The 20,761-nt window shown below is 71.1% G+C and carries 19 protein-coding genes; 3 read left to right on the forward strand and 16 right to left on the reverse strand.

Going from position 1 to position 20,761, the window contains the following annotated elements:
* Window positions 1-178: 178 nt before the first annotated feature.
* From QCD66_RS11280 to QCD66_RS11330, 11 genes are all read right to left on the reverse strand, one after another.
* Window positions 179-1,156, reverse strand: coding sequence for an ABC transporter ATP-binding protein (locus tag QCD66_RS11280; RefSeq protein WP_375735501.1), 978 nt, complete (start codon window positions 1,154-1,156; stop codon window positions 179-181).
* Window positions 1,156-2,109, reverse strand: coding sequence for an ABC transporter ATP-binding protein (locus tag QCD66_RS11285; protein WP_375735502.1), 954 nt, complete (start codon window positions 2,107-2,109; stop codon window positions 1,156-1,158). The genes QCD66_RS11280 and QCD66_RS11285 overlap by 1 nt, the downstream gene beginning before the upstream one ends.
* Entirely contained in the window at window positions 2,106-2,948 is an 843-nt protein-coding gene (locus tag QCD66_RS11290) for an ABC transporter permease (RefSeq protein WP_375735503.1), read from the reverse strand. Before QCD66_RS11290 ends, QCD66_RS11285 begins: the two co-directional genes overlap by 4 nt.
* On the reverse strand, window positions 2,945-3,991 hold the full coding sequence (locus QCD66_RS11295) for an ABC transporter permease (RefSeq protein WP_375735504.1): 1,047 nt from the start codon (window positions 3,989-3,991) through the stop codon (window positions 2,945-2,947). Before QCD66_RS11295 ends, QCD66_RS11290 begins: the two co-directional genes overlap by 4 nt.
* A 126-nt stretch (window positions 3,992-4,117) precedes the next feature.
* Entirely contained in the window at window positions 4,118-5,791 is a 1,674-nt protein-coding gene (locus QCD66_RS11300; RefSeq protein WP_375735505.1) for a hydantoinase B/oxoprolinase family protein, read from the reverse strand.
* Between the two features lie 28 nt (window positions 5,792-5,819).
* Window positions 5,820-7,844, reverse strand: coding sequence for a hydantoinase/oxoprolinase family protein (locus QCD66_RS11305; RefSeq protein WP_375735506.1), 2,025 nt, complete (start codon window positions 7,842-7,844; stop codon window positions 5,820-5,822).
* The gene (locus tag QCD66_RS11310) at window positions 7,841-8,476 is read right to left on the reverse strand and encodes an RraA family protein (protein WP_375735507.1); all 636 of its coding nucleotides are present in this window, start codon (window positions 8,474-8,476) and stop codon (window positions 7,841-7,843) included. Before QCD66_RS11310 ends, QCD66_RS11305 begins: the two co-directional genes overlap by 4 nt.
* A complete protein-coding gene (locus QCD66_RS11315) occupies window positions 8,473-9,189 on the reverse strand; it encodes a PIG-L deacetylase family protein (RefSeq protein WP_375735508.1) in 717 nt (238 codons plus the stop codon). Before QCD66_RS11315 ends, QCD66_RS11310 begins: the two co-directional genes overlap by 4 nt.
* Complete coding sequence (locus QCD66_RS11320) at window positions 9,189-10,175, reverse strand: hypothetical protein (RefSeq protein WP_375735509.1); 987 nt, start codon at window positions 10,173-10,175, stop codon at window positions 9,189-9,191. The genes QCD66_RS11315 and QCD66_RS11320 overlap by 1 nt, the downstream gene beginning before the upstream one ends.
* Before the next feature lie 55 nt (window positions 10,176-10,230).
* Window positions 10,231-10,791 (reverse strand): flavin reductase family protein, encoded by a 561-nt coding sequence (locus tag QCD66_RS11325; protein ID WP_364222695.1) that lies wholly within the window; start codon window positions 10,789-10,791, stop codon window positions 10,231-10,233.
* Complete coding sequence (locus tag QCD66_RS11330; RefSeq protein ID WP_375735510.1) at window positions 10,784-12,265, reverse strand: 4-hydroxyphenylacetate 3-hydroxylase family protein; 1,482 nt, start codon at window positions 12,263-12,265, stop codon at window positions 10,784-10,786. The genes QCD66_RS11325 and QCD66_RS11330 overlap by 8 nt, the downstream gene beginning before the upstream one ends.
* Before the next feature lie 223 nt (window positions 12,266-12,488).
* Here QCD66_RS11330 and QCD66_RS11335 point away from each other — a divergent pair, with 223 nt between their 5' ends.
* Complete coding sequence (locus QCD66_RS11335) at window positions 12,489-14,108, forward strand: ABC transporter substrate-binding protein (protein ID WP_375735511.1); 1,620 nt, start codon at window positions 12,489-12,491, stop codon at window positions 14,106-14,108.
* A 238-nt stretch (window positions 14,109-14,346) separates the two neighbouring features.
* Here the strand turns inward: QCD66_RS11335 and QCD66_RS11340 are convergent, their stop codons facing one another.
* Genes QCD66_RS11340 through QCD66_RS11360 form a run of 5 tightly spaced genes read right to left on the reverse strand, consistent with a single transcriptional unit; the run spans window position 14,347 to window position 18,980 of the window.
* Window positions 14,347-15,324, reverse strand: a complete 978-nt coding sequence (locus tag QCD66_RS11340; RefSeq protein ID WP_375735512.1) for an ABC transporter ATP-binding protein — start codon at window positions 15,322-15,324, stop codon at window positions 14,347-14,349.
* Window positions 15,321-16,307, reverse strand: a complete 987-nt coding sequence (locus tag QCD66_RS11345) for an ABC transporter permease (protein WP_375735513.1) — start codon at window positions 16,305-16,307, stop codon at window positions 15,321-15,323. Before QCD66_RS11345 ends, QCD66_RS11340 begins: the two co-directional genes overlap by 4 nt.
* Complete coding sequence (locus QCD66_RS11350; RefSeq protein ID WP_375735514.1) at window positions 16,304-17,362, reverse strand: ABC transporter permease; 1,059 nt, start codon at window positions 17,360-17,362, stop codon at window positions 16,304-16,306. The genes QCD66_RS11345 and QCD66_RS11350 overlap by 4 nt, the downstream gene beginning before the upstream one ends.
* Window positions 17,359-18,114 carry an ABC transporter ATP-binding protein gene (locus tag QCD66_RS11355; protein ID WP_375735515.1) on the reverse strand — a complete coding sequence of 252 codons (756 nt, stop codon included), beginning with the start codon at window positions 18,112-18,114 and terminating at the stop codon, window positions 17,359-17,361. Before QCD66_RS11355 ends, QCD66_RS11350 begins: the two co-directional genes overlap by 4 nt.
* Window positions 18,115-18,125: 11 nt before the next feature.
* Complete coding sequence (locus QCD66_RS11360; protein WP_375735516.1) at window positions 18,126-18,980, reverse strand: polysaccharide deacetylase family protein; 855 nt, start codon at window positions 18,978-18,980, stop codon at window positions 18,126-18,128.
* A gap of 135 nt (window positions 18,981-19,115) precedes the next feature.
* On the opposite strand from QCD66_RS11360, the gene QCD66_RS11365 reads away from it, so the two are divergent.
* Together QCD66_RS11365 and QCD66_RS11370 are read left to right on the forward strand one after the other, a co-directional pair.
* Window positions 19,116-20,297, forward strand: a complete 1,182-nt coding sequence (locus QCD66_RS11365) for a M20/M25/M40 family metallo-hydrolase (protein ID WP_375735517.1) — start codon at window positions 19,116-19,118, stop codon at window positions 20,295-20,297.
* A gap of 95 nt (window positions 20,298-20,392) precedes the next feature.
* On the forward strand, window positions 20,393-20,716 hold the full coding sequence (locus tag QCD66_RS11370) for a hypothetical protein (protein ID WP_375735518.1): 324 nt from the start codon (window positions 20,393-20,395) through the stop codon (window positions 20,714-20,716).
* Window positions 20,717-20,761 lie beyond the last annotated feature (45 nt).

Raw genomic sequence — 20,761 nt, forward strand, 5'->3', positions numbered from 1 at the left:
CGATCTCGAAAGGTGGCCCGGCGTACGGGGTCACCCGGCGCGGCATCGGCGACCATGGCAGTGGTGGTCGTCCGTGCGTTTGGGGCGTGCTGTGTTCCGAGGCTAGTAACCCGCCGTTCGCGCAGTCCAATAGCGCCCTCCGATGCGTTGTATCGCCGGCGCCGATGCATCGGTCCGGTCATCGGCTAGTGACCGTGGCCAGGTCCTCGGCCCGCCAGCAGGCGGTGGTATGCGCCGTGCCGACCTGCCGCAGGACCGGGTCCTCGGCCCGGCAGCGGTCCACCGCCAGGGGGCAGCGCGGGGCGAACCGGCAACCGGTGACCGGCATCTGCTCCCGGGGGGCGGTGGCCGCACGCCCCGGCTTCCGGTCCGGGGCCGGGTGGGGCGACGAGCTGATCAGCAGCCGGGTGTACGGGTGCCGGGCCGCCTGGCAGACCGCCTCGGTCGGGCCCTGCTCCACGACCGTGCCCGCGTACATCACCACCATGCTGTCGGCCAGGTGGCGCACGACCGGTAGGGCGTGGCTGATGAACAGCATGGCGGTGCCCAACCGATCCTGGATCTCCAGGAGAAGGTTGAGGATCTGCGCCTGGACCGAGACGTCCAGCGCGGAGACGGCCTCGTCGCAGACCAGCAGGGCAGGTTCCAGCGCGAGCGCGCGGGCGATGCCGGCGCGCTGCGCCTGCCCGCCGGAGATCTGCTGCGGGTAGCGGTCGGCCAGCGCCGGATCGAGGTGGACCGAGCGGAGCAGATCGGCCACCCGCTCCCGGGCGGCGGCGCCCCGGGCCACCCGGTGGATGACCAGGGGCTCGGCCACCGACCAGCCGATGGTCTTCCGGCTGTCCATGGCCTGTACCGGATCCTGGAAGACGGCCTGCACCGCCCCTCGGTAGCCGCGTGCGGACCTGGCCAGCCAGTCCGGTAGCGCCCGGTCCTGGTAGCGGATGTCGCCGGCGTCCGGGTGCTCCAGCCCGAGAATCAGGTTGGCGACCGTGGACTTGCCCGAGCCGGACTCGCCGACCAGCCCGACGATTTCGCCGGGGCGCACGCTCAGCGACACCCCCCGCAACGCCCGGACGGCGCGGGGGCCGGTGGTGAACGTCTTGTGGACGTCGCGTACCTCGAGCAGCGGGGGCGGGTCGGCGGTCTTGGTCATCAGGTGCTCCGCGGTGTCTCGGCGAGATGGCAGGCCACGTTCAATCCGGACACCGGGCGCAGGCCGGGCGTGGTTTCCGCGCACCGGGACTCGGCCTGCGGGCACCGGGGGGCGAAGGCGCAGCCGTGGTCGACCACCGGCCCCGGGGCCAGCGCGGGCAGCCGTACCTTGCGTGGCCCGTCCAGCCGGGGCGCGGCGGCCAGCAACGCCCGCGTGTACGGGTGACCGGCGTTCCGGTAGAGCGCGGTGGTGGGGCCGGACTCGACGAGCCGGCCGCCGTAGAGGACCAGGGTCGAGCTGGCGACCCGGGCGACCACGCCGAGGTCGTGGCTGATCAGCATCAGCGCGAGCTGGTGCTCGTCCCGTAGCTCGTCGAGGATGTCCAGGATCTCGGCCTGCACGGTGGTGTCCAGCGCGCTGGTCGGTTCGTCCGCGATCAGCAGGCTGGGCCGGGCGACCAGTGCCCCGGCGATCATGGCCCGCTGGAGCATCCCGCCGCTGAACTGGTGCGGGTAGTCGCGGAGCCGGTCGGCGGGCTCGTGGATGCCCACCCGGCGCAGCAGCGTGAGCAGCCGGTCCCGGCCCGAGGGCCAGATGCCGGCTGCGCGCAGGCCGTCGGTGAGCTGGGCGCCGATGGTGCGGGTGGGGTTCCACGAACCGAACGGTGACTGGAAGACCATGGCGATCCGCCGGGCGCGCAGCCGGCGCAGCCCGGCCCGGTCCATGGTGAGCAGGTCGCGGCCCTCGAAGGTGAGCAGGTCCGCCCGGATCTCCACGGCCGGGTCGAGGAGCCGGCTGATCGCCAGGGCGATGGTCGACTTGCCGCTGCCGGACTCGCCGACCACGGCGAGGGTGCTGCCGACGGACAGGTCGAAGCTGACGTTCTCGACCGCCGGGCGCCGGGCGCCGGGGTAGCGTACGGTCAGCCCGCGCGCGGACAGGATGGCGGTCATCGGCCGGTCCCGTCCCGGCGCAACCGGTCGCCGATCGCCATGAAGTTCAACGCCACCAGGAAGACCACCAGGCCCGGCAGGACCGCCGCCCACCAGGCGGTGAGCGCGTACTGCTTGGCGTCGGCGATCAGCAGTCCCCACTCCGGGCTGGGCGGCTGTGCGCCGAGGCCGAGGAAGGACAGGCCGGTCAGGGCGACCAGGGCCTGCCCGAGATCCAGGGTGTAACGGACGGTGACCTGGTCGTAGGTGTGCGGCACGACGTGCCAGCGCAGGATCTGTCCGCCCGAGGCACCCAGCGTCCGGGCCGCCTTGATGTGCTGGTCCTTGAGCAGGGAGAGGACCTGGCCGCGGACCATCCGGGCGTAGCTGGGCCACCAGAGCACCACGAGCGCGATCAGGGTGGAGCCCAGCCCCCGCCCGAGCGAGGCCGCGATCGCCATCGCGAACACCAGGTACGGGAAGGCGAGGAAGACGTCCACCACCCGCATCAGGATCCGATCCACCAGGCCGCCGCTCCAGGCCGCGACGGCGCCGTAGGCGGTCCCGAAGACGGCCGCGACACTGACCACGATCAGGCTGGTGCCGAGCGAGTAGCGGGCTCCGTGGACGACCCGGCTGAAGATGTCCCGGCCGGCGTCGTCCGTGCCGAACGGATGGGCGACCGACGGGGCCTGGAAGCGTTCGGAGACCGCCAACACGTAAGGGTCGTGCGGGGCCAGCCATCCGGGAACCAGCAGCAGAGCGGCGATGCCGAACACCGTGGCGCCCACCCACCATTCGGCCGCGCGGGGCCGGCGTAGCCGCCAGGCGGCCACGCCGGGAACTTGCCATACCGTCATCGAGACTCCCGAAGCCGCGGATCCAGGACCGGGTAGAGCGTGCCGACCAGTGCGTTGACCACGACGAACACGACGGTGGAGAGGATCGTGATCGCCATGATCGCGTTGTAGTCGAAGGCGCCGAAGGCGTGGTAGGCGTACAGGCCGAGGCCGGGCCAGGAGAAGATCACTTCGATGATCACCACTCCACCGAGGCTCCAGCCGAGTTGCAGGCCGAGCATGGTGATGACCGGGTTGAGCGAGTTGCGTAACGCGTCCACGAAGACCAGGCGCCGCTCGGTGACGCCGCGGGCCCGGGCGGTCCGCACGTAGGGGCGGCGGAGTTGCTCGGCCAGCGACGAGCGCATCAGGGTCATGGTCACCGCGATGTGTGTGATGACCAGGGTGGTGACCGGCAGGGCCACGGTGCGCGCGGCCTGGCCGATCAGCCCCGGTTCACCGGTCAGGATGGTGTCCACCAGGCCCATCCCGGTCACCTTCGGCACCCCGGTGCCGCCGTAGTCGAAGTTGCCCGCCACCGGAAACCACTGGAGCTTGCCGGCGAAGACGATCTGAAGCAGCAGGCCGACCCAGAAGACCGGCACCGCCACCCCGACCACCCCGGTGAAGCGCAGCAGCCCCGTGTGCGGCCCGCGCGGCCAGTACGCCCAGGCGATCCCGGCCAGCACGCCGATCGCCGCGTAGCCCAGGTACGACAACAGGATCAGTTCCAGCGAGGCGGGCACCGCGGCGGCCAGGTCGTCGAGCACCGGTTGGCGGGTCTGTATCGAGTCGCCGAGATCGCCGGTGACCAGGTCGCCGAGGTAGCGCAGATACTGCACCGGCAGCGGCCGGTCCAGTCCCATGTCGGTGCGGACCTGGGCGACCTGTTCCGGTCCGGCGTCCAGGCCGGCGGCGAGGCGGGCCGGGTCGGCCGGGACGAGCCGGCTCAGCACGAACGTGATGCTGACCGCGATCCACACGACGAGCAGGATCCAGCCCAGGCTGATGGCCAGGCGGACCAGCCGGGAGCCAACCCCGCGAATGGATGTTGAACCTGGCATGACTCACCCTCACCGCAGGTCAGGGGCCTGCACCAGCGCCACGAGGTCGACAGGCCGGGGGCCGAACATCCATATCTGACTAGCGAAATCGGACAGCAGGGACAACATGTCGGCCTTCCTCGCCCGTCACCCGGCGGGCGCGCTGTCCGGCGCGTATCCGTCGGCGCGGTCAGCCGCGACCAGGTCCGGGTCGCGTTCACCGGACGGGCCGTATCCGCCCCCGCCGCCGGTGGCCACCCGCACGCGCGCGCCCCGCGGCAGTGCCCGGGCACCCACCTTGAGGACCGTCTCGGTGACCCCGTCGATTTCGATCTCACCGTGGGTGGGTTGCCCGTCCGAGCCGCCGTGGAGACCCCAGCCGGGCACTGTCGAGCGCTCCAGCCACAGCGACAGGCGGGTGCCCTCGTCGAGGGTCTCGTACTCCCGCAGGATCCCCAGACCGCCGCGCTGCCGGCCGGGGCCGCCGGAGCCCTCGCGCAGCGCGTACCGGTGCACCCGGATCGGATAGCGGGACTCCAGCACCTCCACCGGGTAGTTCTTCAGATCTCCGGCACCATAGTTGATCATTCCGTTGGCGCCGTCCGCGCGGGAGGACGCACCCCAGCCGACCGCGGTCGCCTCGCCGCTGACGTACCGCCGGCCGTCGGTAGTGGTGCCGAAGAAGGTCACGTTCATCGGGTCGGCCGGCTGCCCGGCCACCACCTCGTGCGGCAGCACCTCGGCCAGTGCCCGGATGACCAGGTCGATCATCAGGCCGAGTGGCGGGTAGTAGTAGATGGTGGCGTGCGGTTCGGCCACGTTGAAGACGGTGCCGGGCGGGGCCACCACCGTGAGGTTACGAAATGTCCCGGCCGTGACCGGCGCGTTCGGGTTGATCAGACACTTGAACGCCAGACGGGCGCCGGCGACGGTGCCGGGCAGCGGCGAGTTCACCGACCCCGCGGTCGGGCCGCTGGAACCGGTCAGGTCGATGGTCACCTCCTCGCCGGCGATCGTCACGGCGACCTTGACCGGCACCGGGGGCTGCCCGGGGCCGCCGGAGTCCATCGCCGCCTCGGCCCGGTACACACCGTCCGGGATCCGGGCGACCGTCTCCCGGTCCAGCCGTTCGCTCTGGCGGAAGGTCTCCTCGGTGGCGGCCCGTACGACGTCCGCGCCGAACCGCTCGAACAGTGCGACCAGCCGGCGCTCCCCGGTACGGCAGGCGGAGATCTGTGCGTGCAGGTCACCCCACACCGAGCGGGGTAGCCGGCTGTTACGGGTGATGTAGTCCAGGGTCTGGGTGTCCGGCTCGCCGGCGCGGTAGACGTAGGTCGGTCCGAACCGGTAGCCCTCCTGGTAGATCTCCGTGGTGTCCACCGGCCGGCCGGCCTCCTTGGCGCCGATGTCCAGCCAGTGCGCCTTGGTCGCGCCGAAGCCGATGAGCAGGTCCCGGTGGAAGATCGGCGAGAACACGGTCACGTCGTAGGTGTGGCTGCCGACCAGGTACGGATCGTTGACCATGAAGACGTCGCCGGCCCGGTAGTGTTCCGGGCCGCCGAGCATCTCGGTGGTGACCCGGATACCCATCTCCAGGTTGCCGAGGAACATCGGCAGGCCGGGGGACTGCCCCAGCAGCCGGCCCCGGTGGTCGAAGACGCCGACCGAGCAGTCCTTCATCTCGTAGATGATCGGTGTGTACGCCGAGCGGGCCAGGTTGTTGTTCATCTGCCGGGCGATCGAGGAGATCGCGTTGCGGATCACCTCCACGGTGACCGGATCCACCATGGCGGGCATGTGGGGGGCGTCGACGGTGGTCATCAGCACCTCTCTCGGGTCGGGCGGGGGGTCACGGCCGCCGCTCCAGCAGCAGGTGTCCGTGGGGTGTGGTGGTGGCCTGCCAGTGGGGTGGCACCAGGGTGGTGCAGCCCTCCTCCAGCACGACGCACGGCCCTTCGACGACCGTGCCGGCGCCCAGCCCGGTGCGGTCGTAGACCGCCGTGTCGTGGTACTCCCCGGCGAACAGGGTGGTCAGCCACTGCACTGGTGCGGGCCGGGGCGCCGGCTCGATCGCGCGGGGCGCGGGGCGCGGCCGCATACCGAGTGCGGCGACCCGCAGGTTGACCAGTTCCACCGCCTCGCTCGGGTTGCTGTGGCCGTACCGTTCCAGGTAGGCGTCGTGGAATGCAGCGGCGAGGGTGGCCAGGGCGGCGGCGTCGACCCGCCCGGGTACCGGCACGGTCAGCGTGTACTCCTGCCCGGCGTAGCGCAGGTCGGCGGCGTTGTGCAGTACCGTGGCGTCCGGCGAGACGTTCTCCGCCGCCAGGAGGTCCCGGGCCTGCCCGCGCAGTTCGGTGAACTCGGCGGCCACCCCGGCCGCCGGCACGTCGGCGAGCACCGCGAAGAACGCCCGGACCAGGTCGTGGCGTACGTCCGCCTGGAGCATGCCCCAGGCGGAGAGCGCGCCCGGGGTCACCGGCACGATCACCCGCGCGATGGACAGTTCCTCGGCGAGCGACGCGGCGTGCAGCGGTCCGGCGCCGCCGAAGGCGAGCAGATCGAACTGTCGCGGGTCGATCCCGCGCGCCACGGTCAGCTCCCGGATCGCGTCGGCCATCGCCGCGTCGGCCACCGCCACCGCCCCGGTGGCGAGCTGGACCGCGTCCAGCCCGAGGCGCTCGCCGACCTCGGCCAGCGCCCGGTGCGCCGCCTGCCGGTCCAGCGCCACCGTGCCACCCATCCGGGTGTCCGGTGGGATCCGGCCGAGCAGCAGGTTCGCGTCGGTGATGGTCGGCTGACCGCCCCGGCCGTAGCAGGCCGGCCCGGGGTTCGCCCCGGCCGACTGTGGGCCGACCCGCAGGCCGCCGAGTTCCTCGTAGACGATCGAGCCGCCGCCGGCGCCCAGCGAGTGCATGGTGACCGACGGGGTGAGTACCGGGTGCCCGACGATCTCCAGCTCGCTGTCGATGTCGGCCGTACCGTCCACCACCAGCGACACGTCGAACGAGGTGCCGCCCATGTCCACACAGATGAGCTGCGCCGCGTCGAGTTGGCCGCCGATCGCCACCGCACCCACCGTGCCGCCGACCGGGCCCGAGAAGAGGGTCTGCACCGCGCGGCGGACCCCCATCTGCGCGCTCATCACGCCCCCGTTGGACTGCATCACGTGCAGCGGTCCGGGCAGGCCGCGTTCGGCCAGCCGGCGTTCCAGCCGGCCCAGGTAGTCGCTGATCTTCGGGGTCACGTACGCCGACACCAGCGCGGTGGAGAACCGTTCGTACTCGCGCCATTGCGGGGCCACCTCGTGCGAGGCGACCACCGCCAGTCCCGGCGCGGCGGCGCTGATCAGTTCCTTCGCCCGGGCCTCGTGCGCCGGGAACCGGTAGGCGTGCAGGAAACACACCGCCACCGCGTCGTACTTTGCGGCCAGTCGGCCGGCGAGCGTGCTCAGCGCGTCCTCGTCGAGGGGGACCAGCGTCTCGCCGTCGGCGCCGACCCGGCCGCTGACCTCGTACACGTCCCGGCGCCGCAGCAGCATCGGTGGCCGGTGGTAATGGATGTCGTACATCCGGGGCCGGCTCGCCCGACCGATCTCGTACACGTCGCGGAACCCGCTGGTGACCACCATCGCCAGCCGGGCGCCGGAGCGCTCCAGCAGTGCGTTGAGCGCGGTGGTGGTGCCGTGGATGAAGTCCGCCACGCTGTCCAGTCCGATCCCGATCCGGTCCACCGCCTCCAGCACGCTCGTGTCCTGGCTGCCGGGGATGGACAGCGACTTCGCGCTGCGGACGGTGCCGTCCGCCGCCATCGCCACGGCGTCGGTGAATGTCCCCCCGATGTCCACCGCCACCCGGTATCCGCCTGCCCGTGTCATGCCGGTCCTTCCGCCGTCGTGTCCAGTGGCTGGTTCGCCCTCCGCAGTCCCATCAGGTCGAGGGTGGCCTCGCCCGCGACCAGCCGGGGCAGTAGTTCGTTCTCTTTGTCCGCCCGCCGTGTCGCGGCGGACCGGGTGGATGCCAGGTCGGCCGCGGGCACCCGTACCACGCCGTCGCCGTCGAGCACGACCTGGTCGCCGGGTGCGATCAGCACGCCGCCCACCTCGACCGGTACGTCCAGTTCCGCCGTGCCGGACTTGGTCGCGCCGCGGGAGGTGATCCAGCGGGCCCAGATGGGCAGCCCCAGTGCGACCAGTTCGTCCAGGTCGCGTACTGCCGCGTCGACCAGCAGCGCCGCCGCGCCGCGTGCCTTGGCCTGCGCGGCCAGCAGCCCGCCGACGAGCGCCACCGGCGCCGGCCGCGGCATCACCACGACCAGCACCTCACCGGGGCCGATGCGGTCCAACGCCAGGTGCACGCCGAAGTTGTCGTCCTGGCCGCACCGGACGGTGCGGACCGGCCCGGCGGCCCGGCTACCGGGTACCACCCGGGTCAGCGCCGCGTCGACGAGACCGTCCTGCCCGGACGCCTCGTAGACGGTGGAGACACCGAGCCGGGCGAGCGGGTTCACAGCGCTGTCCGTAGCTCGGGCGTCATCCGCTGATACGCCTCGGCGTAGCGGACCTCCGTGCCGGCGCCCAGATAGCGCGACTGGTAGGCGCGTTGCTCGGCGCGCTGGCGGTAGTGGTCGGCCAGATAGGACTGGGACGCCATCGCCGCCATCGCGGCCTGCTTGCGGGCGAAGACCGGGGTGATGTCCAGGAACACGTCCGCGGCGAAGCCGCACTGGTCCGGCTGGTGCGGCTCGAAGGCCAGCATCCGCGGCGGTGGGATGGTCGGAAACGCCGCGGGGACGCCGCCCGCGCCCATCGCCAGCAACCGGGCCTTCGCCGCGGCGGCCGAAGCGACCGGATGATCCGGGTTGAACGGGTCGGCGGGCGCGTGGATCAACAGCACCTGGGGGCGGACATCCAGGTAGATGTCGGCCAGCCTGCGCAGCGCGGCCGGCGGCACCTCCAGCGGGTAGTCGCCGAGGTCGAGCGGGACGTAGTCGGCGCCCACCTCGGCCGCGGCCTTGGCGCCCTCCGCGTGCCGGCGGACCTTGACCGCCTCGACGGTCTGGCCCGGCTCGCGCCACAGGTCGCCGGACTCGCCGCGTTCGCCGTAGGACAGGCAGACCACCGTGGCGCTGCCGCCCGCGGCGGTGTGCAGGGCGACCGCGCCGGCGGCGCGCCACACGAAGTCGGCCGCGTGCGCGCTGACGACCAGCATCGTCTCCGCCATCAGATCCACCGGACCATGGCCATGCCGCAGCCGGTGCCGGCCGCGGTGCGGTACGCGGGGATGTAGTCCACCACGTCCATGTCCAGCCCGCCGCAGGCGCCGCCGACGGTGAGCCAACCCATCGCCTCGGAGGTGCCGGAGACGAAGTCGGCGGGGACCAGTGCGGCGATCGCCGCCTCGTCCCGGCCGGCCATCGCGGCCAGTACGGCCCGGTCGATCGTCTCGTCCACCACGAAGTGGCTCAGGCCGCCGGAGGCGATCACCGCCACCCGGGTTTCCGGCGGGTACGCCTCGAGCGCCGCGCGCAGCGCCTTACCGAGCTGCCAGCAGCGCTGCGGGGTCGGCAGGTTCGGCTCGAAATAGGTGTTGATCAGCAGCGGGACGATCGGCAGGACGGGTTTGCTCCGGTCCATCAGCCGGTTGCGTACCAGTACCACGGTGTGACCGATCGACTCGCCCTCGGGCTGTGCGCGGATCTGCGCCACGTCGAAGCCGCCGCTGTTGAGGTGCCGGATCAGGTGCGCGCCGAGCGCAGGGTCGCACGGGTAGGTCTCCCGTTGCTCTCCGTAGAGCGCCCACGCCGCGGTGGCCACCTCGGGAAACCAGAACTTCTCCGGTGGGATCGCGGTGACGGTCTCGCCCCAGTAGACCGCGAAGGTGGGCATGTGATCCTCGCTGAAGAGTTCGTGGTGGTCGTCCCCGACGACCACCACGACGTCCGGTGCGGCCCGGGCCAGCTCGTTCGCCAGGATGGACACCGCGGCCTGCGCGCGGGCGTGCAACGCGGCGAACTCCTCCTCGTTGATCCGTTCGGTGATGCCGTCGCCGGCCCGCGCCGCCACGAGGTCGTCGAACGCCCACTTCTTCCGCCGGTAGATGAGGTTGGGGTTCTTGCGGTCATTGCTCGCGTAGGACGCCCACAGGTTGCTGGGCATGCTCATCTGGGGGGTGTGCGACACCCCGAGGCCGAGGACAATCTGTGCCATCTCTCGTGCTCCCTGTTTGCTCGGCCGCCCGGATCCCGGGGCGTACCGTGTCCGGTCAGCCCTCGATCAGGGCACACAACGCTTCGGTGGGGTCGAGCCGGGTGATACAGACCCGGCAGTTGGTGGAGCAGAACCGACCCCGGTTGAAGATGAGCGGCGGCCGGGGATCGTCCGCCCGCCACAGCGCGGTCACCCGGCCGACGTAGAGGATGTGGTCCCCCTCCTCGTACGCCGAGGCCAGCTCGCAACACAGGTGGGCGAGCGTGTGTGGCAGCAGCGGATCACCGGTTGCCCCGGTGGGGGACGGGTCCGGGCCGAACAGTTCGGCCTCGCGGGCCATCGCCCGGGCGAACCGCAGTGCGACCTGCTCCTGCCCCTCGGCCAGGACGTTCACCGTGAAGTGGCCGGCCCGCCGGATCATCTGGTTGGTGTAGGCGCGGGTGTCGACCGCGACGGCGAGCAGCGGTGGGCGCAGCGACACGGACATCACGGCGCTGGCCGTCATGCCGTGTCGCACCCTCCCGTCGCCTACCGTGATCACGGTCACCCCGGTGGCGAACAACCCCATCGTGGTGCGGTAACCGCGGTCGGTCGGGGCGTCCGCCCTCTCACGCATCAGCCCCGGCGGCCCCGTGCAGTGCCCGCCCCTCCGCGATGATTTCGTCGAACAGTTCCCGTCCGAGACTCATGTCCACCGAGCGGGCGTAGAACGAGGACACGAACATCGGCTCCCCGATGTAGAACCGCTCGTAGTGCGCCAGTCGCTGGCCGACCGCGTCGCCGGCCAGATCCCAGGCGAGTTTGGCGACCTGTACCCGGTCCACGCCCGGCATGTCTTCGGCGCCCGCGAAGTAGGTGTTCGCAAGTTCCCCGATATCGCCGCTGAATTCGCCGAGGGTGGGGGTGAGCATCAGGCCGGCCGCGCCGGTCCGCTTGATCACCTCGAGCATGGTGGTGTAGAAGTCCGGAAACAGCAGGCCCGAGGCGGACATCGCGTCGCCGTTACACCAGTACGTACCGGTGTCGGTGATGCGCGGCTCCTCTTCGCAGCGGAACAGCAGCGATTCCTGTGCCTTGTACATGGCGGCCAGCTTGCCCAGCAGTTCGCCGACATTGGGGAACACGTCGGTCCTGACCGAGGCACACAGTTTCATCGCGGTCACCACGGTCAGCGCCGCGCGGACCGTGGCACGGTGGATGGACAGGTGGCCGGAGAACGCCGCCACGCCGGTCATGAAGCGCATGTTGTTCGCCGCGGCCAGGCTGTTGTGGAAGAAGACCCGGTCCCACGGCACCAGCACGTCGTCGAAGACGACAAGCGCGTCCATCTCCTCGAAGCGTGAGCTGAGCGGGTGGTCGTAGACATTGCGCCGGTCGTCGGGCACCAGCGGCTCACGGCAGATGATCTTGACGCCGGGGGTGGCCGTCGGTACCGCGAAACACAGCGCGTACGCGTCGTCGCCCGGTCCGAACTGCCGCCCGTTCGGAAACACCAGGATCTCGTCGGTCACCGGGGCAGCCGTGGCCAGTTGCTTGGCGCCACGGATGACCAGCCCCTCCGGGGTCTCCTCCTTCACCCGCAGGTGGATGAACGGGTTGGCCTGCTGGTGTGAGGGCTTGGAGCGGTCGGACTGCGGGTTGCCCAGGGCGTGGGTGAGGAACAGGTCGTTGTCGCGTACGTAGCGCACGTAGTCGGCGACCTTCTGCGCGCCGCCCTCGCCCCACTGCTCGAACCACTCGGTGCTTTCCCACATCCCGGCGATCAGCGCGGCCATGAACTCCGGCCCCCGACCGAGGCACCCGTACGAGGCGCGGGAGTAGGTGCGGTAGGCCCGGCCCTTCGCCTTGAGTTCTTCCTTGCTCTTGGGCACGAGGAAGCTGATGTCGTAACGCTCGCCGCCGGGCTCCTCCGAATAGGTGAGGATGTCGGTGTAGCGCGAGTCGTGCTTCATGTCGTACAGCCGGGCGTAGCTCTCGATCGGCTTGCGGAACGCCGGATAGGTGGTGACATCCGCGACCCGCTCCCCGCCGACGTACACCTCACGCGGCGTCCGAAGTCCCTCGATGTACTGCTTTCCAGTGCGGATCACGTGTCGACCTCCGTGAGACGGCCCCGAGATGGGGATGTCTCGACGGTAGGAACTGGCAATTCGGCAGGTCCAACGCGCGTTCCCGATGCGGTCCATCGGTCGCGCCGATGCATGGCCATCGGCGTGGTCGATGGATCACATCGCGCAATCCTGTTGGAGGCTCCTCGTCCGCCGGCCATACGCTGCGGGCCTCGCGGCACGCGCGACCTCGAACGGAGAGTCCATGAGACCGCATAGAACAGCCGTACCCACGAGAGTCACCCAGGTGCTGGCCACGGCCGTCGCTGTCGGCCTCGTCGCCACCCTGGCCGCCTGCTCCACCGAGGAGAAGGCCGCGCCGTCCGGACCGGTGACCGGCGGCACCCTGGTGCTCAACACCGTGTTCAACAACAACCAACTCGACCCGGCGCGCGAGGCGTCGGTCACCGCGAACATGGCGCTGCACGCCGTCTACGACACACTGCTCACGTTCGAGGGCAGCGACCTGACGCCGAAACCGGCACTGGCCACGTCGCACACGGTCTCGCCGGACGCGAAGGTGTTCACCTTCAACCTGCGCAAGGACGTGAAGTTCAGCGACGGTACGCCCCTGACGGCCAGGGATGTCGTGTTCTCCTTCCACCGCCTGATCAACATCAAGGGTCGCCAGTCCTACATGCTGCATGGCGTCACGGCCAGCGCCCCCGAGGCGCATGTGGTGGTGTTGACCAGCGACACACCGAACCCGGCCCTGGAGCGAATCGTCGCATCGACTCCGCTGAGCGTGGTCAACTCAACCCTGGTCGGTGCTAACGGGGGCAGCGACGCGGCGGACGCGGACAAGACGGACAACGCCGAGGCGTTCCTGTCCACCAAGAGCGCCGGCAGTGGCCCGTACGTCATCAAGGAGTACCGGCCGACGCAGCAGATCACCCTGGGCGCGAACCCGCACTACTGGGGCACCAAGCCGGTCTTCGACACGGTCATCATCCGCAACGTGCCCGCCGCCACCCAGTTGCTGGGCGTGCAGCGGGGCAAGGACGAGGTCGCCTACGACATCGCCGCCGACCAGGCCGCTTCGCTGAGCGGTAACCCCGCCGTCCAGGTCGTCACCAAACCAGCGTTGAACAGCTTCTACCTGGGTGTGAACATCGATCCGGAACAGGCGCCGGTCACCGCGAACCCGAAGATCCGCGAGGCGATCCGGTACGGGCTCGACTACGACGGCATCACCGAGATCGGTGGTACGGGCGCGGTCCAGCTCGCCGGCATGATCCCGAACGGCCTGCTCGGTGGCCTGCCACCCGACCAGGCGGTCAAGCGGGACGTGGAGCGGGCCAAGGCGGCCGTCGCCGCGTCCGGGATCGCCGACCCGAAGTTCAAACTGAACTACGTCGCCAACTTCGTCTTCGCCGGGGTATCGGTCGAGACGATCGCGCAGAAGATCCAGTCCAGCCTTGGCGAGATCGGCCTGGAGGTCGAAATCGAGGGCCGGCCGATCGCCGTCCACCTCCAGTTGCGTCGCGACGGCAAGGTCCAGGCCAGTGCCTCCCTGTGGTCACCCGACTCGGCGGACCCGAACGGCTACCAGCCGTTCGCCCCGGGCGGCACCGTCGCGGTCCCGCTCGGATACACCGTCGAGCGGGCGCCGGCGGAGGCGGCGCTGGCCAGGGAGGCGACGGCCACCACGGACGAGCGGCAGCGCGCCCAGCGGTACGAGGAGCTGCAACGTCGCTTCAACACCGACTCCCCATACTTCCCGCTGATGCAGCCGGCCTCGGTGCTGGTCGGCACTGCCGGTCTGACCGGGCTGGTCTACAACCCGCAGTGGGGCGTGGACGTGGCCAGGATCGGCCGCGGCTGACTCGCCTCGACCCCGGGGCTCCGGGCCTGGCCCGGGAACCCTGGGGTCGAGGCGTTCGCGACGGGATCGGCGGAAGCGGAGATCCCGACACCGGGTAGGCCGGCCCGTGCGGCCGGCCCAGAGCCTGGTGAACAAGGTCTTCAGGTGGCTGGTGGCGGGCGAGTCGGCGTGATCATTGCCCACCGGCGTCCGTGTCCGGTCCCGGCCGGGACGTGTGGGGTGAGAATGGCCCCTCGGCTCAGCGAGGGGTGCTGGCCGGCTCCCGCAACCAGCAGGCGGCCTCGCGGTTCACCGGCGCTAGCCGCAGCAGCGGTGGATCGTCGGTAGCGCAACGCGGCAGGACCTGCGGACAACGCGGGTGGAAGCGGCAGCCCGGCGGCGGATCCGCCGGGTCGGGTATCTCCCCGGGCAGCGCCACGGGTAGCCGGCCGGCGCCGTCGACCGACGGCACCGCGTCGATCAGCGCCCGCGTGTAGGGGTGCCGAGGGTCCCGCCACAGCTCGCCGGTGGGTGCGCTTTCCACGACCCGGCCCAGATACATCACCGAGACCGCGTCGGCGATCTGCCGCACCACGCCGAGGTCGTGGGAGATCAGCAGCATCGCCACGCCGAGTTCGGACTTGAGCCGCACCAGTAGCTCGGCGATCTGCCGCTGGGCGGCGACATCCAGTGAGGACAGCGGCTCGTCGAGCACGAGCATCGAGGGGGAGGTGGCGAGCGCGCGGGCGATGGCGACGCGCTGGCGCTGCCCGCCGCTGAGTTCGTGCGGGTAGCGAGAGGCTGTCGTGGCCGGCAGGCCAACCTGTTCCAGTAATTCCGCGGCGCTTCGCGTCCGCGCCGCCGCGGCCGGCCCGACCAGCCCGTCACAGACCTGACGGCCGATCCGACGACGAGGGTTGAGCGACGCGTACGGGTTCTGGAACACCATCTGCAGGCCGAGCAGGGCAGGCGGGCGGACCCGCCGACGGATCGGCAGGACCGGCCCACCCTCGAAGTGCACCGCGCCAGCGGACGCAGTGACCAGTCCCATGACCGCCTTGGCCACGGTGGACTTGCCACAACCGCTCTCGCCGACCAGCCCGACGATCTGGCCGGCCGCCACGGTCAGGCTCGCCCCCGCGACCGCGCGCACCGGCGGGCGGCCCCGCTGGTGGTAGACCACCTCCAGGTCGCGGACGTCGAGGACCGGCGGGTGCTCCGCCGGCTCGCCGCTCACGGCGTCACCGCCGACCCGCCGGTCTTGTCGGGTGCGGTGCCGCCGGCACCGGCCGACGGGGCGCGCGTGAAACTGGTCTGAGGGTCGAACACGTCCCGCAAGGTGTCTCCCAGGCAGTTGAACGCGAGCACCACGCTGAAGATGGCCAGCCCGGGGAACGTGCTGACCCACCAGAACTGGAAGTACTGGGTACCGGAGGAGACCATCAGGCCCCACTCGGCGGCCGGTGGCTGGGCGCCCAGGCCGAGGAACGACAGCCCGGACAGCAGCAGGATCGCGCCACCCAGGTCGAGTGTCGCCAGCACCAGCACCGGTCCGGCGATGTTGGGCAGCACGTCCTCGACGAGGGTACGCCAGGCCGAGACGCCCAGCAGCCGACGGGCGCTGACGTACTCGGCGTCCCCGATGGAGATGACCAGGCCACGGACGATGCGGGCATACCACGGCCAGGAGATGATCACCAGGGCGAGCATCGCGTTGGTGACACTCGGGCCGAGTACCGCGGTCACCACCATCGCCAACACGATTCCGGGGAACGCGAACAGCAGGTCGCAGAGGCGCATCAGCACACTGTCCACCCAGCCCCGGAAGTAGCCGGCCAGGGCGCCCAGGACGGTGCCGGCGACCAGTGACAGCGCGACCAGCATGACGGCCAACGGCAGGGACGTCCGGGCGCCGTACAGGACCCGGGAGAACACGTCGCGGCCGAGTTCGTCGGTGCCGAACCAGTGCGTACCCGAAGGCGCCTCGAAACGTCCGGCGTCCTGGGCCAGCGGGCCGGGGCCCGGAAGTACCGGGGCTAGCGCGGCGGCGAGCAGCCAGACCAGTATCACGGTGATGCTGATGACCGCCATCGGGCGGCGCCACAGCGCGCGGGTCCGCCCGTCCAGCCGTCCTCTGCCACGCCACCGGGCCGGCGGCCGGCGGCGCCAGAAGGGACGCAGCGGCACGGTGCCGGGTGCCGTCCCCGGGGGCGTGCTCATCTGGCCCGGATCCGGGGATCGATGACGCCGTAGAGGACGTCGATGACGAAGTTCACCGAGATGTAGACGACCGCCACGAACATCGTCACCCCGGTGATCGCCGGCAGGTCCAGGCTGACCGCGGCCCGGTAGGCGTAGCCGCCGATGCCAGGCCAGCTGAAGATCGCCTCGATCAGCACCGCACCGGTGAGCACTCCGGCGAACGCGAAGCCGAGAATCTGGATCATGCTGGGCAGGGCCGCGCGCAGGACGTACCGTCGCACCACGGTCCGGGCCGGCAGGCCCTTGGCGTGTGCCGCGCGGACGTAGTCGTGGTTGATCACCTCAAGCACCGCGGTCCGGGTGAACCGGGCGATGTAGCCGATGTTGTAGGCGGCCAGGACCGCGGCCGGCAGCGCCAGGTGGTGCAGGGCCGCGCCCGTCGCGGCCAGGTCACCGGCGAACAGGGCGTCCAGCGTGTACAGGTGGGTGATCTCGGCGGGCGGTATGGCCAGCGGGTCGATCCGGCCGCCGCCGGGGAACAGGTCGAACACGAAGAACCCGAGGTAGAGCACGATCAGTCCGAGCCAGAACACCGGCACCGACACGCCGCCGAGCGAGACCACGCGCAGTACCTGGTCCAGCAGCGTATCGCGACGCAACGCCGCCGCGACCCCGAGTCCGACGCCGATCAGCGAGGCGAGCAGCACCGAGACGACGGCCAGCTCGGCGGTGGCCGGGATGTAGGCGATCAGGTCGTCCAGCACCGGCGTGCCGGTCTGCTGCGACACGCCCAGGTCGCCGCGCAACAGGTTGGACAGGTAGACCAGGTATCGCACCGGAATCGGCTTGTCCAGGCCGTTCCGGCTGTTCCAGGCCGCCACCGCCGCCTCGTCCTCGCCCTGGACGGGGCCGAGCGCGGCGCGGGCCGGATCGCCCGGTACCAGCGAGGTGAGCACGAACGTGACCAGGCTGATCCCCAGGAGCAGCAGGACCATCGCGCCGAGCCTGCGCACCAGCAAGCGGGCCAGGGGGTGGGCGGCCCGGCGCCGGCCGGTCACCCCGGAGGCGGTCATGCCGGTGGCAGGGCGGCGAGCAGCCCTGCGGTGTAGGGGTGGCGGGGTTCGCACAGCACCTGCTGGCGGGTGCCGGTCTCCACGATGCGTCCCTCGTTGAAGACACTGACCCGCTGTGCGAGCGCGGACATCACGCCGAGGTCGTGGGTGATCAGCACGATCGTGAGCCCCTGCTGGCGCCGCAGCTCGTCGAGCAGGTGCAGCAGGCCGGCCTGCACGGTCACGTCGAGCGCGGTGGTCGGCTCGTCTGCAATGATCAGTTTGGGGCGACAGGCCAGCGCGACCGCGATCGCGATCCGCTGGCGCATCCCGCCGGAGAACTGGTGCGGATAGCTGCGCAGCGCGCCGTGCGGGTCCGGGATACGTACGTCGGCGAGCAGCGCGGCGGCGTGCTCCCGCGCCTCCCGCCGGCCCATCTCCAGATGGGCCCGGACATGGTCGGTCAGCTGCGCGCCGACGGTCAGCATCGGGTGTAGCGAGGTCATCGGATCCTGGAACACCATCGCGATGTCGCGGCCGCGTACCCGCCGCCGCTCGGCGGGGGACAACGCGAGCAGGTCGCGCCCGTCGAAGACGGCCTCGCCGGCCACCCGCGATCCGGCCGGCAGCAGCCCGAGCAGAGCCAGAAACGTCATCGTCTTGCCGCTGCCGCTCTCCCCGGCGACGCCGAACACCTCGCCGGCCCGGACCTCCAGGTCCACCCCACGCACGACGTTGGCCGGCCCGTTCGGGGTTGGCACTGCGACGGTCAAGCCCGCGACGGTCAACACGGCGCGGCCGGCGAGAACGGGTTCTCGGCGCGGAACCGAGCGGCGACCTCACGGTGGCGCCGGAACTGGACGCCGCGTGAGCGCGCGTGCCGGAGGAAGTCGCGCACGACCCGCAGCCGGGCCCCGCGCGGCGCGCTGGAGGGGTGCAGGATCAGCGTGAGTACACCGTCGGGCAGGGTCTGGCACATCCAGTCCAACTCGTCCAGCCACATTCGCAGGATCTTGTCGTACCCGTGCAGCCCGGAGATCGGCGGTTGGATGAGAAAGTCCATCTGCGGCACGTCGATCATCGATGAGAGCACCGGGAGAGTCACCACGTCCAGCGGCTCACCACGACGCAGCGGCCCGTCCGGGGTCCACCGGTCGCCCCGGCGCGCGTAGTACGGCAGCACGTCGTGACCCATGCCCGAGGCGTCGTGTCCGATGCCGAACTCGGCGGCGAGCCTCAGCGTGTCTGTGGACAGGTCGCCGCCGGGTGCCCGGAACCCGGTGGGGCGCAGGCCCAACACCTTGTCATACGCGGCGAACGCCCGCTCGAACTCGGCGCGCTCCTGCGCCTCGGAGAGCCGGGTGTGGTCCTTGTGCAGGTATCCGTGATGGCCGATCTCGTGCCCCTCGGCCACAGCCCGGCGGCACACCTCGGGAAACGTCTCGACGGTGTGGCCGGGAACGTAGATCGTCGCGAGGACTTCCTCGGTGGCGAACAGGTCCAGCAGCCGGGGCATACCGACCTCACCACCGAAGTCCGCCCGCGACATGCGGGTCGGCGACAACGCGGAGTCCCACTGGAGCCACAGCGCGTGTCCGTCGAAGTCGACGGTGACGCAGACGGTCGGCGCCCGGCTCATGGGCCATCTCCTCCCGCGGTGTCGAATCACTCCCTTGCCTCGCCGACCGTAGGAAGCCGGCCGCGGCGCCGTCCAACAGTTGCCGCCGATGCGACCGATCGGCCGAACAGATGGATGCCGGTATGTTCCCGCGGTATGCACTGGCGAGCGGAAGCACGGCTGGACCCCGGGACGGTGCTCGCCGCGGCGTGGGCCCAGCGAGACCAGATGGTCGCCGACTGGCTTGCGGTCGCGGCACGGCCGGCGCCGAAGGGCGCGGAATCGGCCCGGCTGGCGGTGGTCGAGCGGCTGCTGGGCGAGCCGGGGCTGGTCGATGAGGTCTGGGTCGACGCCACCCCCAACTGTTACGCCCGGCTGGGCACCGCGGCCGGGCACCTGCCGGGCGGCCGGCGGCCCCGGCTGGCGGTGGTGGCAACGGTGGACGACCTGGACACCGTGGCGGCGCTGCACGGCCGCGCGCCGGCCCGGCGGCAGGGCGGCCGGATGATCGGCGCCGGGGTCAACACCACCTGCGGCGACGCGACCGTGCTTGCGGTGCTGCGAATGGCCCGCACGCTCGGCTGGCGACCACGGGGCGAGGTGCTGGTGGCGTTCGTGACCGGCGAGGAGACTGGCCTGACCGGCGCCCGCGAACTGGTCGGCCGGTACGCTGCCAGCCTAGACGGGTTCATCGACGTGATGGGCGGGGTGGGCACGGTCAGTTTCAATGCGATCGGAATCCGACACCTCACCGTGCGGATCAGCGGCCTCAGCCGGCACAGTCTCGGCAGCGGGGTGTCTGCGGTGCCGGACGCGCTCGCCCGGCTCGCCCAGCGGCTCGCCGCCCGGGCACCCACGCCGCCGCTGGACGGGCATCGCGTGCTGCGGGTCAACGGCATCCACGCCGGTGAGGTGTACAACCACTCGCCGGCCGGCGGCGAGTTGTGGGTGGACGTGCGCGCCACCGATCAGCGTTGGCTGGACGACGCCGTCGCGACCGTCCGCGCCGAGGCGGGCGTGGTGGCCGCCGAGACAGGGGTACTGGCGCAGGTCGACGTGGTACACGAGCAGCCTGCCGCGACGCTGCCCGGCGGTGCGACGCACCCCTTGGTCCGCGCGGCGGTGCGCGCCATGGCGGCAATACACGACCAGCCGGTAACCCAACGTGCCTGGTCCTCCTCGAACGTCAACGCGGCGCTGGCCGCCGGGCTGCCCGGGGTAGCACTGGAGGGCACCGAGCGCGGCGGCGGTCGCGGGACGATCGAAGAGTGGTGCGACCTGACGGGAGCGGTCACCGGATCGGCTGCGCTGCTGCTCCTGCTGGACTCGCTCTGCTGATCGGCCGATCAGCCGTGGGCCGAGGGAGGTTGAGGAATCGTGGACAACGAGGTCGCGACCCGGTTGCCCTCAGGCATCGCTGCGCAGGTCGCCCGGTGAGCGCCGTCCCGGTACTTGCGGTGCTGAGTGAGGAGCCGGTCGAGTTCGCCAGCGCTGGGGAATTGGCCGCGGTCGGAGAGATTCTCGCCGACGTCGAGTGGTTTGATCTCGACGGTACGATCATGGTCTCACCCGCCGGTACGCTCATGGTCGCCGAGGCCGCGTGCCGAGCTAACCCGACGCCAATTCTGGATTTGATCATCGAGCAGGAAACCGAGTCTCGCCACAAATGCAAACACGGCTCCGAGCGCGTCAGCGGATTGACTCGCGAGACCTGCGTTCCGCAGCTTCGCGTCGATATAGTCGGCGCGCGGACCTGAAGCTGCAGCTCAAGGCGTCGCGGCCTGACGGAAACGGCGAAAACG

Source organism: Polymorphospora sp. A560 (genome assembly GCF_045781765.1).
GTDB lineage: Bacteria > Actinomycetota > Actinomycetes > Mycobacteriales > Micromonosporaceae > Polymorphospora > Polymorphospora lycopeni.